Raw genomic sequence first — 17,202 nt, forward strand, 5'->3', positions numbered from 1 at the left:
GCTACTCCCGTGGGACGCCGGGCCGGGCCACGCTCCTGGTCGCCCGGGCGACGAGGAGGAGGACGGCGGTGAGACCCAGCGTGAGCAGCAGCTGGATGCGCGCGGCCTCATCGATCATCGCGAGGGCGATCACCGCGGCGAGCAGCACCAGGCACAGCCACGACAGCCAGGGGAAGCCCCACATACGCATCGGCATCGCCTCGCCGGCACGATCCGCGCGACGGCGGAGGATGATCTGCGCCACCGCGGTGGCGGTCCAGATCACGAGCAGCGTCGAGCCGACCACGTTGAGCAGGGCGGGCAGCACCACGTCAGGGAAGGCCCAGTTGAGCCCGACCGTGACGAACCCGAACGCCACGGAGGCCAGCACGGCGACGAACGGCACGCCCTTGAGGCTCGTGCGGGTCGCGGCCAGCGGGGCGAGCCCGCGCTCCCCCAGCGAATACGCCATGCGCGAGGCGCCGTAGATGTTGGCGTTCATGGCCGACAGCAGCGCGATGATCACGATGAGGTCCATCACCAGACCGACGCCGGGCACGTTCAGCGTCTCGAGCACCGCCGAGAAGGGCCCCGCCTTCACGGCGGGGTCGTTCCAGGGCAGCACAGCCACGATCACGAAGATCGATCCGACGTAGAAGACGAGGATGCGCACGAGCACCTCCCGCACGATGCGGCGGATGTTGTGCGCGGGATCGTTCGACTCCGCGGCGGCGATCGCGACGACCTCGGTACCTCCGAACGCGAAGACGACGATCAGCAGGGCGCCGGCGATCCCGGCGATGCCGTTCGGTGCGAAGCCGCCGTTGTCGACCAGGTTCGCGATGCCGGTCGCCGGCACACCGGGGATCAGCCCGACGATCGCGCACACCCCCACCACGAGGAAGGCGATGATCGCCGCGACCTTGATCGCCGCGAACCAGAACTCGAAGCGGCCGTAGTTGCGCACTCCGAACAGATTCACCGCGGTGAGCGCGACGACGAAGATCAGCACCCACACCCAGGCCGGGATGCCCGGTGTCCAGTTGGCCACGATCGCACCGGCACCGGTCGCCTCCGCGGCGATCACCACGACCAGCTGGATCCAGTAGAGCCAGCCGACCGCGCTGCCGGCGCTGCGTCCCATCGCCTTCTGGGCATATGAGCTGAAAGCCCCGGAGCTGGGCCGGGCGGCGACCATCTCGGCCAGCATCGCCATCACGAGCACGACGATGCCGCCCGCGACCAGGTACGACACCAGCACGGCGGGCCCCGCGATGCTGATCGCCTGACCTGATCCGACGAACAGCCCGGCGCCGATCGCACCGCCCAGCCCCATCATCGAGATCTGGCGGCGGGTCAGGCCCGGGTGCAGACCCTTGGTGGTCGTGGTGGTCGGGGGGATCTCGGTCATGCGGTCATCGGTCATGCGCCGACCTCCACACGCTCAGCGGCACCGCGTTCCCGGGCGGCGCCTGCGAGCGCGGCCTCCACCCGGTCGATGTCCTCCACAGAGCCCGAGGAGATGCGGATGCCCTCCCCGGCGAAGGCGCGCGCGATCACGCCGCCCGCCTGCAGCAGGTGCTCGAGCTCCGCGGTGCGGTCGGCGGACGGCACCCACACGAAGTTCGCCTGGGACCGGACGGCGGGCCATCCGGCCGCCACGAGCACGGCATGGAGCCGGTCGCGCTGCACGACGACCTCGTCGATGCGTGTCGCGAGCTCGTCCTCGGCGTCCAGCGAGGCGAGCGCCGCGGTCTGCGCGAGGTCGGTCACGCCGAACGGCACGGCGACCTTGCGCTGGTTCTCGGCGACGGCGGCCGGGGCGATCGCATAGCCGATGCGCAGGCCCGCGAGCCCGTAGGCCTTGGAGAACGTGTGCAGCACCGCCACATGCGGGTGCCGACGGAACAGCTCGATGCCGGCACCTCGACTCTCGGTGCGATCGAAGTGCACATAGGCCTCGTCGATCACCACGAGCACGTCGTGCGGTACCGCGGCGACGAAGCGCTCGAGCTCGTCGGCGCCGACCACGGTGCCCGTCGGGTTGTTCGGGTTGCACACGAAGATCAGGCGGGTGCGCGGGGTGATCGCCGCGAGCATCGCGTCGAGGTCGTGTCCGTGGTCTGCGTCGAGCGGCACCGGGACGGGCGTGGCACCGGCGATGCGAACCAGGGACGGGTACGCCTCGAACGAGCGCCACGCGAAGACGACCTCGTCACCGTCGCCGGCGACCGCGTGGATGAGCTGAGCGGCGATCTCGACCGACCCCGCACCGACCGTGACCTCCGACGGATCGACGCCGTAGCGGTCGGCCAGCCGTTCGCGCAGGGCGGCGGCGCTCATGTCCGGGTAGCGGTGGATGCCGTCGAGGCGATCGCGCACGGCCGCGACGACCGAGGGCAGCGGCGGATGCGGGGACTCGTTCGAGGAGAGCTTCGAAGCACCGGCCGGGGCGGAGCGCCCCTGACGGTACGCGGGAACGGCGTCGAGTCCGGCGCGGGTGGGGAGGGGCATCGTCAGAGCGTCCTTGCTGTGATCCATGGGCGGCCCCCGAGCGGCACCGCCTGCTGTCGCGCAACAGTAGAACGGATCGCATCCACTGGGCAATCGGCGCACCGGAAGCTGCGCATCTCGCGCAACCGACCGCCACTCCTGGGGCAACGGTTAGTCAGATTGCACAGTCACGCTGTCGCGATCGCGGGCGCCGCGAGGCGGAAGCCGATGCCCACAGCGACGAGGTCCGCCTCGTACGCCCCGTGCCGTCGGGCGCAGCGGGCAAGATCCACGTCGTGGCGGAACGCTCCGCCGCGCGTGATGTGCGGGTCGGCCGCCCAGTCCTCGACGGCAGGGACGTCATCGGGCGCCCCCGGATACGGCGCGTACAGGGTCGAGGTCCACTCGTCGACGTTGCCGGCCATGTCGAGCACCCCGAACGGACTGGCGCCTTCGGGAAACGAACCGACGGGTGTCGTGGTGCCGAGTCCCAGGTCGAACAGGTTCGCCCGGCCCTGGACGTACTCGTCACCCCACGGGAACTCGCGGGTGTCGTCGCCGCGCGCCGCCCGCTCCCACTCGTCTTCGGTGGGCAGGCGGGCGTCCACACCGTGCTGCGAGCCGATCCAGGCGGCGTACGCGGTGGCCTCGTGCCACGAGACCCCGACCACCGGATGCTCGTCGATGCCGGAGATGGCACGGGCGCCGGTCGCCTCCGCGAACGCCGTCCACTGCGCCACCGTCACCGGGGTGCGGGCGAGTCGGAACGCCGGGACGGCGACCGCCAGGCGCGGCGTCTCCTTCCGATACCAGGCGGGCGGAACACCGGTGGCGGCATACCGGACGGTGAGGGCATCGATCTGATCGAGCGGCGTTCCCCGCTGCAGTGTCCCCGCCGGGATGTCGACCCACTCGATGTGCTGCACGGTCATGCCCGTTCCTCCCTCGAAACCGGTTCGTTCCCAGCGTAGGAGCCCCCGGCGGGAGCGCGGGCCGACCGTCAGCGCCCGACCGACACCTCGGCGGGATCGCTCACCGGCAGTCGGCACACGAACGCCCGGCAGTCGTAGGCGCGTTCCGTCGTCGCATCCTTGCCCTGGAACAGGGCGAATCCCGCATCCGCGAACGATCGCGCCTGCTCGGCGCTGACCACGGCGACCACCTCGGCGTCCGCACCCCTGCCCGCCACGGCCAGGGCGCTGTCACGTGCTTCGGTGACGACGACGAGCTGGCGAGGCGGAACGGCGAGTCCTGCGGCCACCCGCAGCAGCGTGCCGTGGGCGAACGGCTGCTCCCGAGAGCGCTCGGCGAGCACGCGCACCGTCGAGACGGTCGCTTCGCGATATCGCTCCCCCGCCCCCAGCCACCAGGCCGTCAGGGCGGCACCGGCGACGGCCGCCGCGTCTGAGGGCAGGTCGCCATCGGTCTGATCAGGCGACGTCGCGATGCCCTGGGCCGACAGGAGCGGGTCGTCACCGGCCGCCCCCTCGAGAGCCTCGTCGAGGACGACGCGCGCCTCGACCGCCCACCCCGCGTCGCCCGTCGCCAGGGCGAGCGCGAACAGACCGTCGGCGAGCAGCCCGAGGTCGGCGGCGGTCGCGACCGCGGCGGATGCCCGCCCGTCGAGGGAAGCACGTACCAGGGCACCGTCGGCATCCCGGTTGATCCGCAGCACCTGTTCCGCAGCGGAAGTGGCCGCGTCGATCCAGCCCTGCTCCCCGAAGGCCGCCCCCGCCCGGGCGAGGGCGCCGATCGCGAGTCCGTTCCAACCGGTGATCACCTTCCCGTCGACCGCCGGCACCTCCAGACCCGCGCGGTCGGCGAGGGCGCGGAGGTAGTACCCGCCCTCGTTGCGCACGCCGTCGATCGTCGACTCCGAGTCCTGCGCCGCACCGAATCCCCCGCCGTCGCGCTGGAGCACGTCGATCAGGAAGGAGGCGATGCCCCGCACGGTCTGCTCGTCTCCCGCGTCGCGCGCGATCTCGAGCAGCTGCGCGTTGTCGGTCAGCATCCGCTCGTAGTGCGGCACGGTCCAGTCACGCTGTGTCGCATAACGGAAGAATCCTCCATCGGCGTCGCGCAGGTCCGAACCCGCCATCGCAGCGAGCGCGCGTGCCGCCGCGGCCGCCGCCTCGGGAGCGCCTTCTCGCACGAGCGGATGCTGCAGGAATCGCAGCGTCGTGGCGACGGGGAACTTGGGCGCACCTCCGAAGCCGCCGAACTGCCGATCCTCGCGCTGCGCGATGGACGCGGCCGCCGCGGCGATCGCCACCATGTCCGGCAGGTCGGATGGTGTGGATTCCGCCGCCCGGGCGAGCGCGTCGGTCACGGCATCCGCCGACTCCTCCGCCTGCGCACGACGCAGCGTCCACGCCTCCCGCACCGCCGCGAGCACGTCGCGGAATGCCGGCAGCGGCGGCCGGGCTTCCGGTGGCCAGTAGGTGCCGGCATAGAAGGTGCGCCCACGCGGTGTGGCGAACACGGTGAGCGGCCAGCCGAGGTTCTGCGTGAAGGCGGAGGCCGCGGCCATGTAGGCGCCGTCCACCTGCGGGTGCTCCTCACGGTCGACTTTGACGGCCACGAACCCGTCGTTGATGAGCGCGGCGGTGGCCGGGTCGGCGAACGACTCCCGAGCCATCACATGGCACCAGTGGCAGGTCGAGTAGCCGATCGAGATCAGGAGCGGCACATCCCGCCGCCGCGCCTCGTCGAATGCCTCCTCGCCCCACGGGTACCAGTCGACGGGGTTGTCGGCGTGCGCGCGGAGATACGGGCTGAGAGTGTCGGCGAGCCGATTGGTCATGCCTTCACGCTACGCCGCGCGGAGGGGGTGCGGTCAGCCGACGAGCAGCTCGATCGGACGCGATGCCGCATACCCCACCAGCGGAAGGGCGCGCTCGGCAGCCAACGCGATGCGGGCCTCGAGCACCTCGGAGGCGATCTCGTAGCCGTCGAAGTCGGTGTTGCTCGCGTAGACGCCGAGCGGAAGGGTGAGCGCCTGGAAGAACGCGAACAGCGGACGCAGCTGGTGCTCGATGATCAACGCGTGCTTCTCGCCGCCACCGGTCGCGGCGAGCAGCACCGGCTTGCCCACCAGGTCGTACTGGCCGACGAAATCGAACAGGTGCTTGAAGAGCCCCGTGAACGACGCCCGGTAGACGGGGCTGCCCACGATCAGCAGGTCGGCCGATTCGATCGCCTGCAGCTGCGCCTCGACCTCCGGCGGCAGCTGATCGCGCTGCAGCGCGCCGGCCAGTCCCGGACCGATCTGCGTCAGTTCGATGAGCTGCGACTCGACCTCGGCGCGCTCGGCGATGGCGGCCGTGATCGCGCGGACGAGGGCGGTCGTCTTGCTGGGCTCGTGGAGGGATCCCGACACGGCGACGACACGGAACGGAGCTGTCATGCCTCGACGGTACTCACGACGACGCCCCGTGTCGCGCGAGGCGACACGGGGCGTCATGTAGGCCCGACGGCCCTGTCTCCGCGGAGCGGGTCAGTTGACCTCGTCCGGGTGCGAGCCGACGCGGCCGGAGCCGTCGAGCGGGTCGAGGGCGTCGATCGCCGCGATCTCGGCGTCGGTCAGCTCGAACCCGAAGACGTCGAGGTTCTCGCGCAGGCGCTCGGCGCGCACCGACTTCGGGAAGACGATGATGCCCTTCTGCAGGTGCCAGCGGAGCACCGCCTGTGCCGGGGTGACGCCGTGCGCTGCGGCGGCATCTGCCACCGCAGGGATGCCGAAGAGGTCGTACTTGCCCTGGCCGAGAGGACCCCACGCCTCGATGCGGACGCCGTTCGCGTCGGCCCAGGCGACCTCTTCGCGGCGCTGGTACGCCGGGTGCAGCTCGATCTGGTTCACGGCCGGGATGACGCCGGTCTCCTTGACCGTGCGCTCCAGGTGCGGGACCAGGAAGTTCGAGACGCCGATGCTGCGGGTGAGACCCGCCTCGCGGAGCTCGATGAGCTTCGCGAACGCGTGCACATAGTCGTCCTTGGCCGGGGTCGGCCAGTGCACGAGGTAGAGGTCGACCTCGTCGAGTCCGAGCTTCTCGAGGCTCTCGCCGATGGCGGCGCGCGGTTCGTCGTCGTGGTGACGGTCGTTCCAGAGCTTCGTCGTGACGAACAGCTCGTCGCGCGGGATGCCGGAGGCGGCGATGGCGGCGCCGACGCCCTCTTCGTTGCCGTAGATGGCGGCGGTGTCGATGTGGCGGTAGCCGATCTCGAGCGCCTCGCTCACCGCCCGCTCGGTCTCTGCCGGCGGCACCTTGAAGACGCCGTAGCCGAGCTGCGGGATGGAGTTGCCGTCGTTCAGTTCGAGTGCAGGAATCGTCATGCCTCCAGCCTATGACCTGTGATGACAGGTCGGACCGGCCGGTGACGAAAGAAGTCAGTCGAGCCCGTCGAGCCCCTGCGACATGGCCTGGAAGGCCTCGACAGCGCGCTCCGCGGGACGAGCACCGTCGGGATCCGCCGCCCACTGCTCGAGACCGACGCGGATGGAGGCCGTCGCGACAGCGGCGAGCAGAGCCGCATCCCACACCGCGATCCCCCACTCCCGGAGGATCGCTCGCAGTCGACGCTCGGAGTCGTCGTTGACGCGCAGCCAGACATCGCGCATCGCCGTGTCGTCGTCGAGGCCCCGGAGCACGCCGAGCATCGTGTCGAGTTCGAGCCCCTCGGATGACCGCCCCCCTGACCCGTCCTCGGCGAGCTGGGCGTGGATCACGGCGGGGATCCGCTCCCGCAGCGAAAGCTCCCCCACCTGCGCGAATGCCTCCTGCCAGCGCTGGGCGCCGACGCTGAGGATGGGCGTGATCGCGTCTTCCTTCCGGGCGAAGTACCGGTAGAACGTACGCACCGAGACACCCGCGCGCGCCGCGATCTGCTCGGCGGTGACCCCCGCCACGCTCTGCTCGGCGAACAGCGCGGCGGCGGCGGCCGCGATGTCCCGCTCGGTCGCGGCCCGGCGGCGTTCGGTGAGGGTCGAGGTCTCCACCGTCACAGCGTACGGGAATAGGCGAACGCCGCGGCAGGTTGGGTCTATGTGGCACGTTCTGCCATACAGGCATAGTCTGCCTACAACGGAACGTCGCCTCGCGACACCATCACCGCATCCACCACGACATTCACCACGAAAGGGAAGATCATGAACCGCTACGAAGGACGTCGGGCGCTCGTCACCGGCGGAGGGTCGGGCATCGGTCAGGCCACCGTGCTGCGCATGCTCCGCGAAGGCGGCAGCGTCGTCGCCGCCGACGTCAGCACCGCGGGTCTCGAAGACACGGTCGCCCAGGCCGGCGCACTCGCCGAACGCCTCACGACCGTCACGATGAACATCGCCGACGAAGCCTCCGTGGCTGCCGGCGTCGCCGAGGCCGTCGCTGCTCTGGGCGGACTCGACGTGCTCGTGAACGCCGCCGGAATCCTGCGCTCCTCGCACACCCACGAGACGACGCTCGACCAGTTCGAGCAGGTCATCCGGATCAACCTGGTCGGCACGTTCCTCGTGATCCGCGCGGCGATCCCCGCACTGCTCGACGGCTCGTCGTCCGCCGTGGTGAACTTCAGCTCGACCTCAGCCGGCTTCGCGCACCCCTACATGGCTGCCTACGCGGCCAGCAAGGGCGGCGTGCAGTCGATGACCCACGCGCTCGCCGCCGAATACGCGAAGAGCGGGATCCGCTTCACCGCGGTGCAGCCCGGGTCGATCTCGTCCGGCATGACCGACGGATCCGGCCAGAGCAACCAGAGCAACGGTCCGGGCCTGCCCGCCGACGCCGACATGAGCCTGTTCATGAAGCTCGCGCCCGCGATCGGTCAGGGTTTCGCCGGACCGGAATCGGTCGCCGGCGTCGTGGCGATGCTCGCGAGCGAAGACGGTGCCTTCATCACCGGCACCGAGGTGCGCATCGACGGCGGCACGCACTTCTGAGAGACACCGGTGGGGGCACCCGATCCGGTGCCCCCACCCGCGCACTCGTTCCTGAGTTCACTCGCCCGAGCGGATGGCCTTGACCTCGTGCACCCGCACGATGTTCGTGCCGGTCGCGCTGCCGGCCCGATACGAGAACACCGACGGCGATCCCTCGCCCTGGAGCGTCGACGTCGTATCCGTCGCGGACACCTGCCACGCCGCCGGCTCGGGCTGGCCGTCGGCCCACACCTTGGCGCGGATGGTCGTCGACGGTGAACCCGACGTCTCCGTCGACAGGTGGAACATCGTCCCGGCACTCCAGGTCAGACCGGGGACCGCCGCGCTGGCGATCGCCGTCCCGTTGCGCTGGATCACCACCCAGACCGCCCCATCGGCGCGATGCCAGGCCAGGGCTCGGAACCCGCTGTCCCCGGCGCGACGAGAACCCGCACCGACGTACGCCGTGCCGGACTCCGGACCGGCCGAGAGCGTGTAGGACATCGTCGTGGCGGAATCCCGCACCGATGCATCGTCCAGCAGCATCTCGCGCGTCTGCCCTGCGGCAAGGTCGATCACCCCGGCACCCTCTGCCACGGAGAGCGCGGTCGACTTGCCCTGCATCGGCGTCCACAGACCACCGACATCAGCGGTGCCCCAGCCGGAATCGACCGCACGATCGAACCCGTCCGATGCCACGACGACATCGGCGACGACGGGGGCCGTGACCACGACCTGCTTCTCGCTCGATGCCGACAGTCCACGACTGTCCGTCACCGTCACGCGCACCGTGTAGGTCCCCGCTGCAGCGTATTCGTGCGTCGCGGTCGCGCCCGTGGCCGTCGAACCGTCGCCGAAGTCCCAGGCGTAAGCACTGATCGATGCTCCGCCGTCCGCGGACGAGCCCGACGCGTCGACCGCCACGCTCAGATCGGTCGACTGCGCCGTGAATGCCGCCGTCGGAGCCTTCATGCCCTTCCCCAGCTGGAAGTGCGACCGCACCTGATCCGCGTTCAACGCGAACGGGTACACCGCCGCCTCGTCCAGCGCACCCTTGAAGTAGTTCGACGAGGGAGCCGACGGCCAGCCCGCGAGGGCATCGCCGCCGATGCGGAGGTAGGCGGAGTCGGTCCTGGACGTCGTCACCGCGGGATCCGAGGCGACGAGCTCACCGTCGACGTAGAGCTTCATCCCCTCCGCGTTCTGCGAGACGACCGCGTGATGCCACGTTCCGTCGTTCAGCGCTTTGTCCCCTGCCACCGTGGCGCGCGTCTGACCGGCGAAGACGCCGAAGGTCAGAGTGCCGCTGTTCGTCATGTAGAGCTGTCGGTCGACGGTCGCGGAGCTTCCCGTCTTGGCGGCTCCGGAGCCGATGAGCATGCCGCCGGTCTTCGTGGTCGTCTGGAACCAGATCTCCGAGGAGAAATCCTTCGACACCGCCGCCTTGGCGTCGGACGACACCCGGCCGGTCGTGGTGCCGTTGAAGGCGGTCGATCCCGTGCCGCTGTTCTCGATGCCGGCCGACGAGACCGTGGCGCCCGACCCGTTCACCGGGGTGTTCGCGCCCGCCCAATCCTTCGAGATGTTTCCCATCGGGTAGTACAGCGAGGGACCGTCCGCGAGGACCTTGGCCGTGTATGCCGAGACGGTCCCCGCGTTCGCCTTCGCGTTCACGCTCGCACTGGTCGCGGTGTTCCCGGCGGCGTCCTTCGCGACCACGGTGTAGCTCTGCGTCGCGCCCGGCGTCGCCGTCGGGTCATCGAGCGTGACCGTCGCGCGCTTCCACCAGGTGCCGTCCGCAGTCGTGCTCGCCACAGGTTCAGCGGTTCCGGCTCGGTACAGCTCGTAGGTGAGGGTCAGGTCATCCCGATCCCAGTTCGTCTGGATCGTCACGCGAGCGCGCCCGGGGACGGGCGATGTGCCCGCCGTGGGCTTCCAGTCCGCAGCGGCGACACGGGGACCGTCCTTGGCGCCGCCAGGCGGGTTCGTGGAGAACCGGACCAGTCCCTCGAACTGACCGCCGTTGACGGATCGGAACTCGCCGCCGATCGAGATCATGTCGCCCGCGCCGGTGATGGACAGGCCCGCCTGGCCGAGTCCGGTGGTGGTGCCCACCGACCAGTCCGGTGCCCACTGGTAGGGCGACGGCGCAGGGGTTCCCGCCCAGTTGGCGTACCCCGAGTAGGTGTTCGCGGAGAGGGTGCCACGCGCATCGGCCGTGTACGCCTCGGCGTACTGGTAGACCGCCGGGTTCTTCTGCGGCTGCAGGCCCATCGTGTTGCAGGAGTGCATGTGGCTCGTCGTGTAGACGACCTTGCCGGTCGAGTACACGCCGTAGTGATCACCGTGGCAATCCGCGATCCAGCGCACCGCTCCTGTTCCCGCCTCTGCGGCGAACGTGCCCTCGAGGTTGCCCCCGCCGGCCCAGCTCCACCCGGTGCCGTAGACCGAGTTTGCATCGGTGGCGAGGGCGAAGATACCGGAGTTGCTGCTGCTCCCGCTGTTCTTCACGACCTGGGAGATGCCCCAGGAGGTGTCCGCTGCACCGGTGGATTTGTCCACAGCGGCCGAGCCACGGAGACTGCTGCCGTTGACCGTCGAGAAGCGACCTCCGACGATGACGTTCGTGCCGGCCGGATCCATCACCAGGGCATCGACCTGGCGGTCGGCCTGGGGAGCCCAGCTCAGCAGCGCACCGTTCTTCTGGTCGAAGGCGGCGAGGTTCTTCCGGGCGACGCCGTTGGCCTGAGTGAACAGACCCCCGAGGTAGATGTTCGATCCGTCGGTGGTGATCGCGTACACGCCACTGCCACCGATCGACGGCGCGAACTGCGGGACCAGCTCGCCGGTCTTCGCATCGAGCGCCGCGAAGTTCCACCGGTCCTTGCCGTTCACACTGTTGAAGGATCCGCCGATGTAGATGCGCGTGCCGTCGGGCGATGCCGCGACGGCCTTGATCACGCCGTTGACCTTCGGGGCGAACGACGACAGCGCGCCGGAGACGATGTCGTACGCCAGCACATTCGAGCGTGCGGTGAGGGCCGTGCCGGGCGCGGCCTTCGGCTCACGCGCGTTGTCGAACTTGCCGACCGCGTACACGGTGGTGCCGATCGTGGTCTGCGCCCACACGTATCCGTTGTCGATCTGGACGGTCGGAATCGGATCCGACGTCACCACGTTCTCGTCGCGCTGCAGCTGCGGCGGCGTCGTCGGCGGCACGTCGGCTGCAGCAGCCGCCGTCGCTCCCACACCGGACAGACCCGCGATCAGCAGGCCGGCCGTCAGAATTGATGCGACGGCACCGCGTGCCCGTCGCCCGAAACTCGTGTTCCCCACCGTGACTCCCCAGTCGATGCCGTTCCGAACGCGCAGGCGTCATCCCCCGCGCACTCGACGACATCGAGACGGCGAATGGATCGCCGCAACGCGGTGGTGTGAACTCCCCAGTTCGAAACTCCCCAGTCCGACCCGAGATCGGGGTCGGTCGCGAACGCCAGAAAGCGTCGCCGTTCCACGCTAGCACATCGTCTTCTCTGCCCTCGTCGTGGTCGTCGACGTGGTCGGCCCTATGGTCGGCGACGTGGTCGGCATCGACGGAGTCAGCTCCGGGGCACCGACGCCATCGCCGTCGCTCCCCGACCGACCAGGCGTTCGAGCGGTCCGCGGCCGAAGAACATCGACCAGAGCGTGGTCAGCAGGAGCAGACCGATCGCGGTCGCGGCCCAGAACGTGTTGCTGGTGAAGAACGACCCCGGTCCACCGACCAGCATGATCGAGAGCACATGCGCGCTGTATGCCGAGAGCGGCATGGAACCGAGCGCACCCAGCGGGAGCAGCGCCCAGCGCAGAGGTGTGCTCAGCAGCAGGCACAGGGCGATGACGACGAGGGCGAACCCGCCGGACCCGAGGATCTCGGCCGTACCTCCGCTGTGCGGATCGACGGCGAAGACCGCCGTGAGCACGGCACGGAGCGGGTCGGTCTCGGCGACCGCCTGCGGGTAGGCCTCCCACCCGGTGGGAGCCGTGCCCATGTCGACGAAGCCGGGGTCGACGATCGAACTGCCCGACGAGATCTCCGTCCCCGAAGAGCCGTTCCCGATGCCACCGGTGAGGCCCGCAGCCTGTCCGATGCCGCCCAGGCCGTACCCGACCACCACGAGCGCGAATCCGACGCCGAGCGCGACCGCCGCGGTGCGCATCCGCTCGACGCGCAGGCGTCCGAGGGCCATGCCAGCCAGCACCAGTGACATCCAGACCGTGATGGGGTACGTGCCGTACAGCACGAACCCGATGCCGGAACCGTAGGGGTTCAGCATCACCGCGTTCAGGAACGCGAGCAGCGCCGGACCGAGGAGTGCGAGCACCGCCGCCCCCGTCAGCAACTGCCAGGGCCTCCAGCGCAGGAACGGGATGACCGCGACGTAGAGCAGACCGTAGAGCGTGAGGATCACTGCGATCGGGGTGTTCAACATCTCGAGGGCCAGGCCGATCACGAAGATCACCGCGCCCCGGCCGATGAGGTTCAGGCGGATGCCGGGGATGCGCTCACGTTCGGGCAGCGCGCTGCGTCCCGTCATGAGGGCGATCGAGATGCCCGCGAGCACCGCGAACAGGATCGACGAGCGTCCATGCACCAGGTCGGTCCACGTCGACGGGTCGAACCAGTCGAACGGCTCGGTCTCGCCGATGTGCGCTCCGGCCATGCCGAGGATCGCCAGTCCTCGGGCGACGTCGAGCCCGAGGATGCGCGGAGGTCGTCCGAACTCGTGGAACCACCGGACGGGGGCGAGAGCAGTGATCACCCCCTGATCGTAGAGGCCGGCATCGGTGCGTGGATGACCGATCCCGGCATACGATGGAGGGCTATGTCTTCCCCCGTGATCTCCTATCCCCCGGAGCTGCCGGTCAGCGCCGCCAGGGCTGAGATCGCCGACGCCATCCGCGACCACCAGGTCGTGATCGTCGCCGGTGCGACCGGATCGGGAAAGACCACCCAGCTGCCGAAGATCGCCCTGGAACTCGGTCGGGAGCGCATCGCCCACACGCAACCGCGACGCCTCGCCGCCCGCACGATCGCCGAGCGCGTCGCCGAAGAGCTCCACGTCGAGCTGGGCACGCTCGTCGGATACAAGGTGCGGTTCACCGACAAGGTGTCGGACGCCACGCGCATCGCCCTGATGACCGACGGCATCCTGCTCAACGAGATCCACCGCGACCGGTTACTCACCCGCTACGACACGATCATCATCGACGAGGCGCACGAGCGCTCCCTCAATGTCGACTTCCTGCTCGGCTACCTGTCCCGCATCCTCCCGGAGCGACCCGACCTCAAGGTGATCATCACCTCGGCGACGATCGATCCGGAGAGCTTCGCCACGCACTTCGCCGCACCGGACGGCACCCCGGCACCGATCATCGAGGTCTCCGGCCGCACCTATCCGGTGGAGATCCGCTACCGCGGGCCGGTCGAGGATGCAGACGAAGAGGATGCGCCGCCCGAGCCGGAGGACGAGGTCTCGGCGATCGTCGCGGCCCTGCGCGAGCTCGACCGGGAAGCACCGGGCGATGTGCTCGTCTTCCTCCCCGGCGAGGCCGAGATCCGCGATGCCGCCGATGCCGTGCGCGGCGCCTACGCGAGCGACCGCGCCCCCACCGAGGTGCTGCCGCTGTTCGGACGGCTCTCCGCCGCCGACCAGCATCGGGTGTTCGAGCGCAGCCGGGTGGCCGGCGTGCGCCGCCGGGTGATCCTCGCCACGAACGTCGCCGAGACCAGCCTCACGGTGCCCGGCATCAAATACGTGATCGACACTGGCACCGCGCGTATCTCCCGGTACAGCAACCGGTCCAAGGTGCAGCGCCTGCCGATCGAGGCCGTCTCCCAGGCCTCGGCCAATCAGCGTTCCGGCCGTGCGGGCCGCACCAGCGACGGCATCGCGATCCGTCTCTACTCGGAAGAGGACTACGAGAAGCGACCGGAGTACACCGAGCCCGAGATCCTGCGCACCTCGCTGGCCTCGGTCATCCTGCAGATGCTGTCGCTCGGATTCGGCGACATCACCGCGTTCCCCTTCCTCACCCCGCCCGACTCGCGGGGCGTGAAGGCCGCGTTCGACCTGCTCACCGAGCTCGGCGCCGTCGAGGCATCGCGCCGCGACGGTACCCCGCACCTCACCCGCACGGGTCGCGACATCTCCCGCATGCCGATCGATCCGCGGTTCGCACGCATGCTGATCGAAGCAGGGAAGGCGGACTCCGGCGGCACCGTGACGCGTGACGTGCTCGCGATCGTCTCGGGCATGACCATCCAGGACGTGCGGGAGCGGCCGGAGGAGCGCCGGGACGAAGCCGACCGGATGCACGCGCGTTTCGTCGACCCGACCAGTGACTTCCTCACCCTGCTGAACCTCTGGAACCACCTGCGCGAGCAGCAGCGCGAGCTCGGCTCGAGCGCGTTCCGCCGCCTGTGCCGTTCCGAGCACCTCAACTACGTGCGGGTGCGCGAGTGGTTCGACGTGCATCGCCAGCTGCGCACGCTCGTGAAGACGCCCGACCGCCCCCGCGACGACCGGAGAGCGGGCGGCGACGGCGGCACCAGCGATCCCGATGCCATCCACCGTGCACTGCTGTCGGGCCTGCTCTCGCAGATCGGCATCCTCGACGAGCGCACCGCCCCCGCAGGCAAGGCGCACTCCCCTGCGAAGGAACCGAAAGGCCGTCGCATCGCCGAGTACCGCGGGGCGCGCGGCATCCGCTTCTCGATCTTCCCCGGCTCCGGTCTGCGCAAGAAGAGTCCGCGGGCGGTGATCGCCGCCGAGATCGTCGAGACCTCCCGCACGTTCGCCCGCACGGTCGCCGCGATCGACCCCGCCTGGGCCGAGCCCCTCGCCGGCGACCTCGCCAAGCGTCAGGTCACCGAGCCGCACTGGTCGAAGGATGCCGGTGCTGCGGTCGCCTTCGAGAAGGTGACCCTGTTCGGCCTCGAGATCATCCCGCGTCGGCGCGTGCAGTTCGCCCGCATCGACCGCGCTGCCTCACGCGAGCTGTTCGTGCGGCACGCTCTCGTCGAGGGCGAGTGGGATCCGACACGGCTCGACAAGCGGGTGAGCGCGTTCTGGCGCAGCAACGCCGAACTGCGCAAGCGCCTCGAGAAGCTCGAGGAGCGCGAGCGTCGCCGCGACATCCTCGCCGGCGACGAGGCCGTGTTCCGCTTCTACGACGAGCGCATCCCCGCCGAGGTGTTCGACGTGCGGTCGTTCGAGAGCTGGTGGCGAGAGGCCATGGCGACGACGCCGAAGCTGCTCGTGATGCGCGAGAGCGACCTGATCGACGACGAGGAGCGTGCGGATCAGCGCGAGTTCCCGACCCGGTGGACCCAGGGCGACCAGGTGCTCGGCCTCGCGTATCGGTTCGAGCCGGGCGCCGACGACGACGGCGTGAGCGTGGTCGTGCCGCTACCGCTCCTCGCGCAGATCGAGGACCGCGGCTTCGACTGGCAGGTTCCCGGTCTGCGTGCCGAACTGGTGACGGGCCTGCTGCGCGCCCTCCCCAAGGCGATCCGTCGCCACGTGGTCCCCGCCGCAGACTGGGCCGATAAGTTCGGTGCCGAGCTCGTCGAGGAGGGGCCGGAGTCGCACGGCGGCCTGCCTCCGCGCACGCTCAAGGAGGCGCTCGCCCGCCGCATCCAGCCGCTCGCGAACCAGCTGGTCTCCGCCGCCGACTTCGACGACGAGCGCGTGCCCCCGCACCTGCGCATGAACTTCCGCGCCGTCGACGAACGCGGCAGGATCGTCGGATCCGGACGCGACCTGCGGGCGCTGCAGACCCAGCTCTCGGACCGCGCCCGCAGCAGCGTCGCCCGCTCGATCGCAGCTCCTCCCCGCTCCGGGGGGACGGGAGCGAGACGCGGCACCGAACGCGGGGGGATCGAACGCATCGCGTCCGCGCCCCTCGAGCAGACCGGCCTCACGGCGTGGACGTTCGGAGAACTGCCCGAGGTGCTCGACACCCGCGTCGCCGGCGGCGTCGTGCGGGGGTACCCGGCCATCGTCGACCAGGGCAAGAGCGTGTCGGTGCGCGTCGAATCGACCCCGGATGCCGCGGCGGCCGCCACCCGCGACGGCGTGCTGCGCCTCGTTCTTCTGGGTGTGCCCTCGCCCTCCTCGTACGTGCAGGAGCACCTGACGAGCCAGGAGAAGCTCGCTCTCGCCGCCTCGCCCTATCCGTCGGCCGCCGCCCTCATCGAGGACTCGCGTGCGGCGGTCGCCCGCACAGTCATCGAAGGCATCGTGCCGGATGGCATCGTGCGCGACGAGGCGGGTTTCGCCCGCGTGCGCGACGCGGTCTCCGCCGTCCTCGTCGACGAACTGTTCGCCTGCGTCTCCCTGGTCGCACGCATCCTCACGAAGTCACGCGACGTGGAGCGCGGCATCAAGTCGCAGAACTCGCTCGCCCTCCTCGGCCCGCTGAACGACATCCGCACCCAGTTGAGCGGACTGCTGCACCCCGGGTTCGTCTCCACCGCCGGTGTCGACCGCCTCGCGCACTTCCCCCGGTACCTGGAGGGGATGCTCGACCGGTTGAAGACCCTGTCCAGCGAGCCCGGCAAGGACCGTGCACGCATGACCGAGTACGAGCGGATGGCGAAGGCCTTCGAAGACGCCGGTGGCACGATCCCGCTCGCGGCCGACGCCTCGCCGGCGCTCGTCGAGGCGCGCTGGCTGCTCGAGGAGTACCGCGTGAGCGTGTTCGCGCAGCGTCTGGGCACCGCGCAGCCGGTGTCGCCGCAGCGCATCATGAAGGTGCTGTCCGGGCGCTGATCC

The 17,202-nt window shown here is 70.1% G+C and carries 11 protein-coding genes; 2 read left to right on the plus strand and 9 right to left on the minus strand.

The window, feature by feature from the left end:
* Nucleotide 1: 1 nt before the first annotated feature.
* From ABDC25_RS12700 to ABDC25_RS12730, 7 genes are all read right to left on the minus strand, one after another.
* A complete protein-coding gene (locus ABDC25_RS12700) occupies nt 2-1,405 on the minus strand; it encodes an amino acid permease (protein WP_021199915.1) in 1,404 nt (467 codons plus the stop codon).
* Nucleotides 1,402-2,493, minus strand: a complete 1,092-nt coding sequence (gene hisC / locus ABDC25_RS12705; RefSeq protein ID WP_036331598.1) for a histidinol-phosphate transaminase — start codon at nt 2,491-2,493, stop codon at nt 1,402-1,404. Before hisC ends, ABDC25_RS12700 begins: the two co-directional genes overlap by 4 nt.
* Before the next feature lie 167 nt (nt 2,494-2,660).
* Nucleotides 2,661-3,404 (minus strand): SUMF1/EgtB/PvdO family nonheme iron enzyme, encoded by a 744-nt coding sequence (locus ABDC25_RS12710; protein WP_167256082.1) that lies wholly within the window; start codon nt 3,402-3,404, stop codon nt 2,661-2,663.
* Nucleotides 3,405-3,472: 68 nt separating this feature from the next.
* A complete protein-coding gene (locus tag ABDC25_RS12715) occupies nt 3,473-5,275 on the minus strand; it encodes a DUF255 domain-containing protein (protein WP_347123116.1) in 1,803 nt (600 codons plus the stop codon).
* Nucleotides 5,276-5,308: 33 nt separating this feature from the next.
* Nucleotides 5,309-5,878, minus strand: a complete 570-nt coding sequence (gene msuE, locus ABDC25_RS12720) for an FMN reductase (protein WP_029259601.1) — start codon at nt 5,876-5,878, stop codon at nt 5,309-5,311.
* 90 nt (nt 5,879-5,968) lie between these two features.
* Nucleotides 5,969-6,805: an aldo/keto reductase gene (locus tag ABDC25_RS12725; RefSeq protein WP_021199920.1), complete on the minus strand. Its 837-nt coding sequence runs from the start codon at nt 6,803-6,805 to the stop codon at nt 5,969-5,971.
* Nucleotides 6,806-6,859: 54 nt separating this feature from the next.
* Nucleotides 6,860-7,468, minus strand: coding sequence for a TetR family transcriptional regulator (locus tag ABDC25_RS12730; RefSeq protein WP_347123118.1), 609 nt, complete (start codon nt 7,466-7,468; stop codon nt 6,860-6,862).
* A gap of 150 nt (nt 7,469-7,618) precedes the next feature.
* On the opposite strand from ABDC25_RS12730, the gene ABDC25_RS12735 reads away from it, so the two are divergent.
* Nucleotides 7,619-8,404: an SDR family oxidoreductase gene (locus ABDC25_RS12735; protein ID WP_136024195.1), complete on the plus strand. Its 786-nt coding sequence runs from the start codon at nt 7,619-7,621 to the stop codon at nt 8,402-8,404.
* A gap of 57 nt (nt 8,405-8,461) precedes the next feature.
* On the opposite strand, the gene ABDC25_RS12740 is transcribed toward ABDC25_RS12735, so the two are convergent.
* Nucleotides 8,462-11,719, minus strand: a complete 3,258-nt coding sequence (locus ABDC25_RS12740) for a LamG-like jellyroll fold domain-containing protein (protein WP_347123119.1) — start codon at nt 11,717-11,719, stop codon at nt 8,462-8,464.
* A 263-nt stretch (nt 11,720-11,982) separates the two neighbouring features.
* Nucleotides 11,983-13,185 carry a heparan-alpha-glucosaminide N-acetyltransferase domain-containing protein gene (locus ABDC25_RS12745; protein WP_347123120.1) on the minus strand — a complete coding sequence of 401 codons (1,203 nt, stop codon included), beginning with the start codon at nt 13,183-13,185 and terminating at the stop codon, nt 11,983-11,985.
* 63 nt (nt 13,186-13,248) lie between these two features.
* Between ABDC25_RS12745 and hrpA the strand changes: the two genes are divergently transcribed.
* Nucleotides 13,249-17,199 carry an ATP-dependent RNA helicase HrpA gene (gene hrpA, locus ABDC25_RS12750; RefSeq protein ID WP_347123121.1) on the plus strand — a complete coding sequence of 1,317 codons (3,951 nt, stop codon included), beginning with the start codon at nt 13,249-13,251 and terminating at the stop codon, nt 17,197-17,199.
* Nucleotides 17,200-17,202 lie beyond the last annotated feature (3 nt).

Origin of the sequence: Microbacterium sp. SY138, assembly GCF_039729145.1 — a bacterium.
Lineage (GTDB): Bacteria > Actinomycetota > Actinomycetes > Actinomycetales > Microbacteriaceae > Microbacterium > Microbacterium maritypicum_A.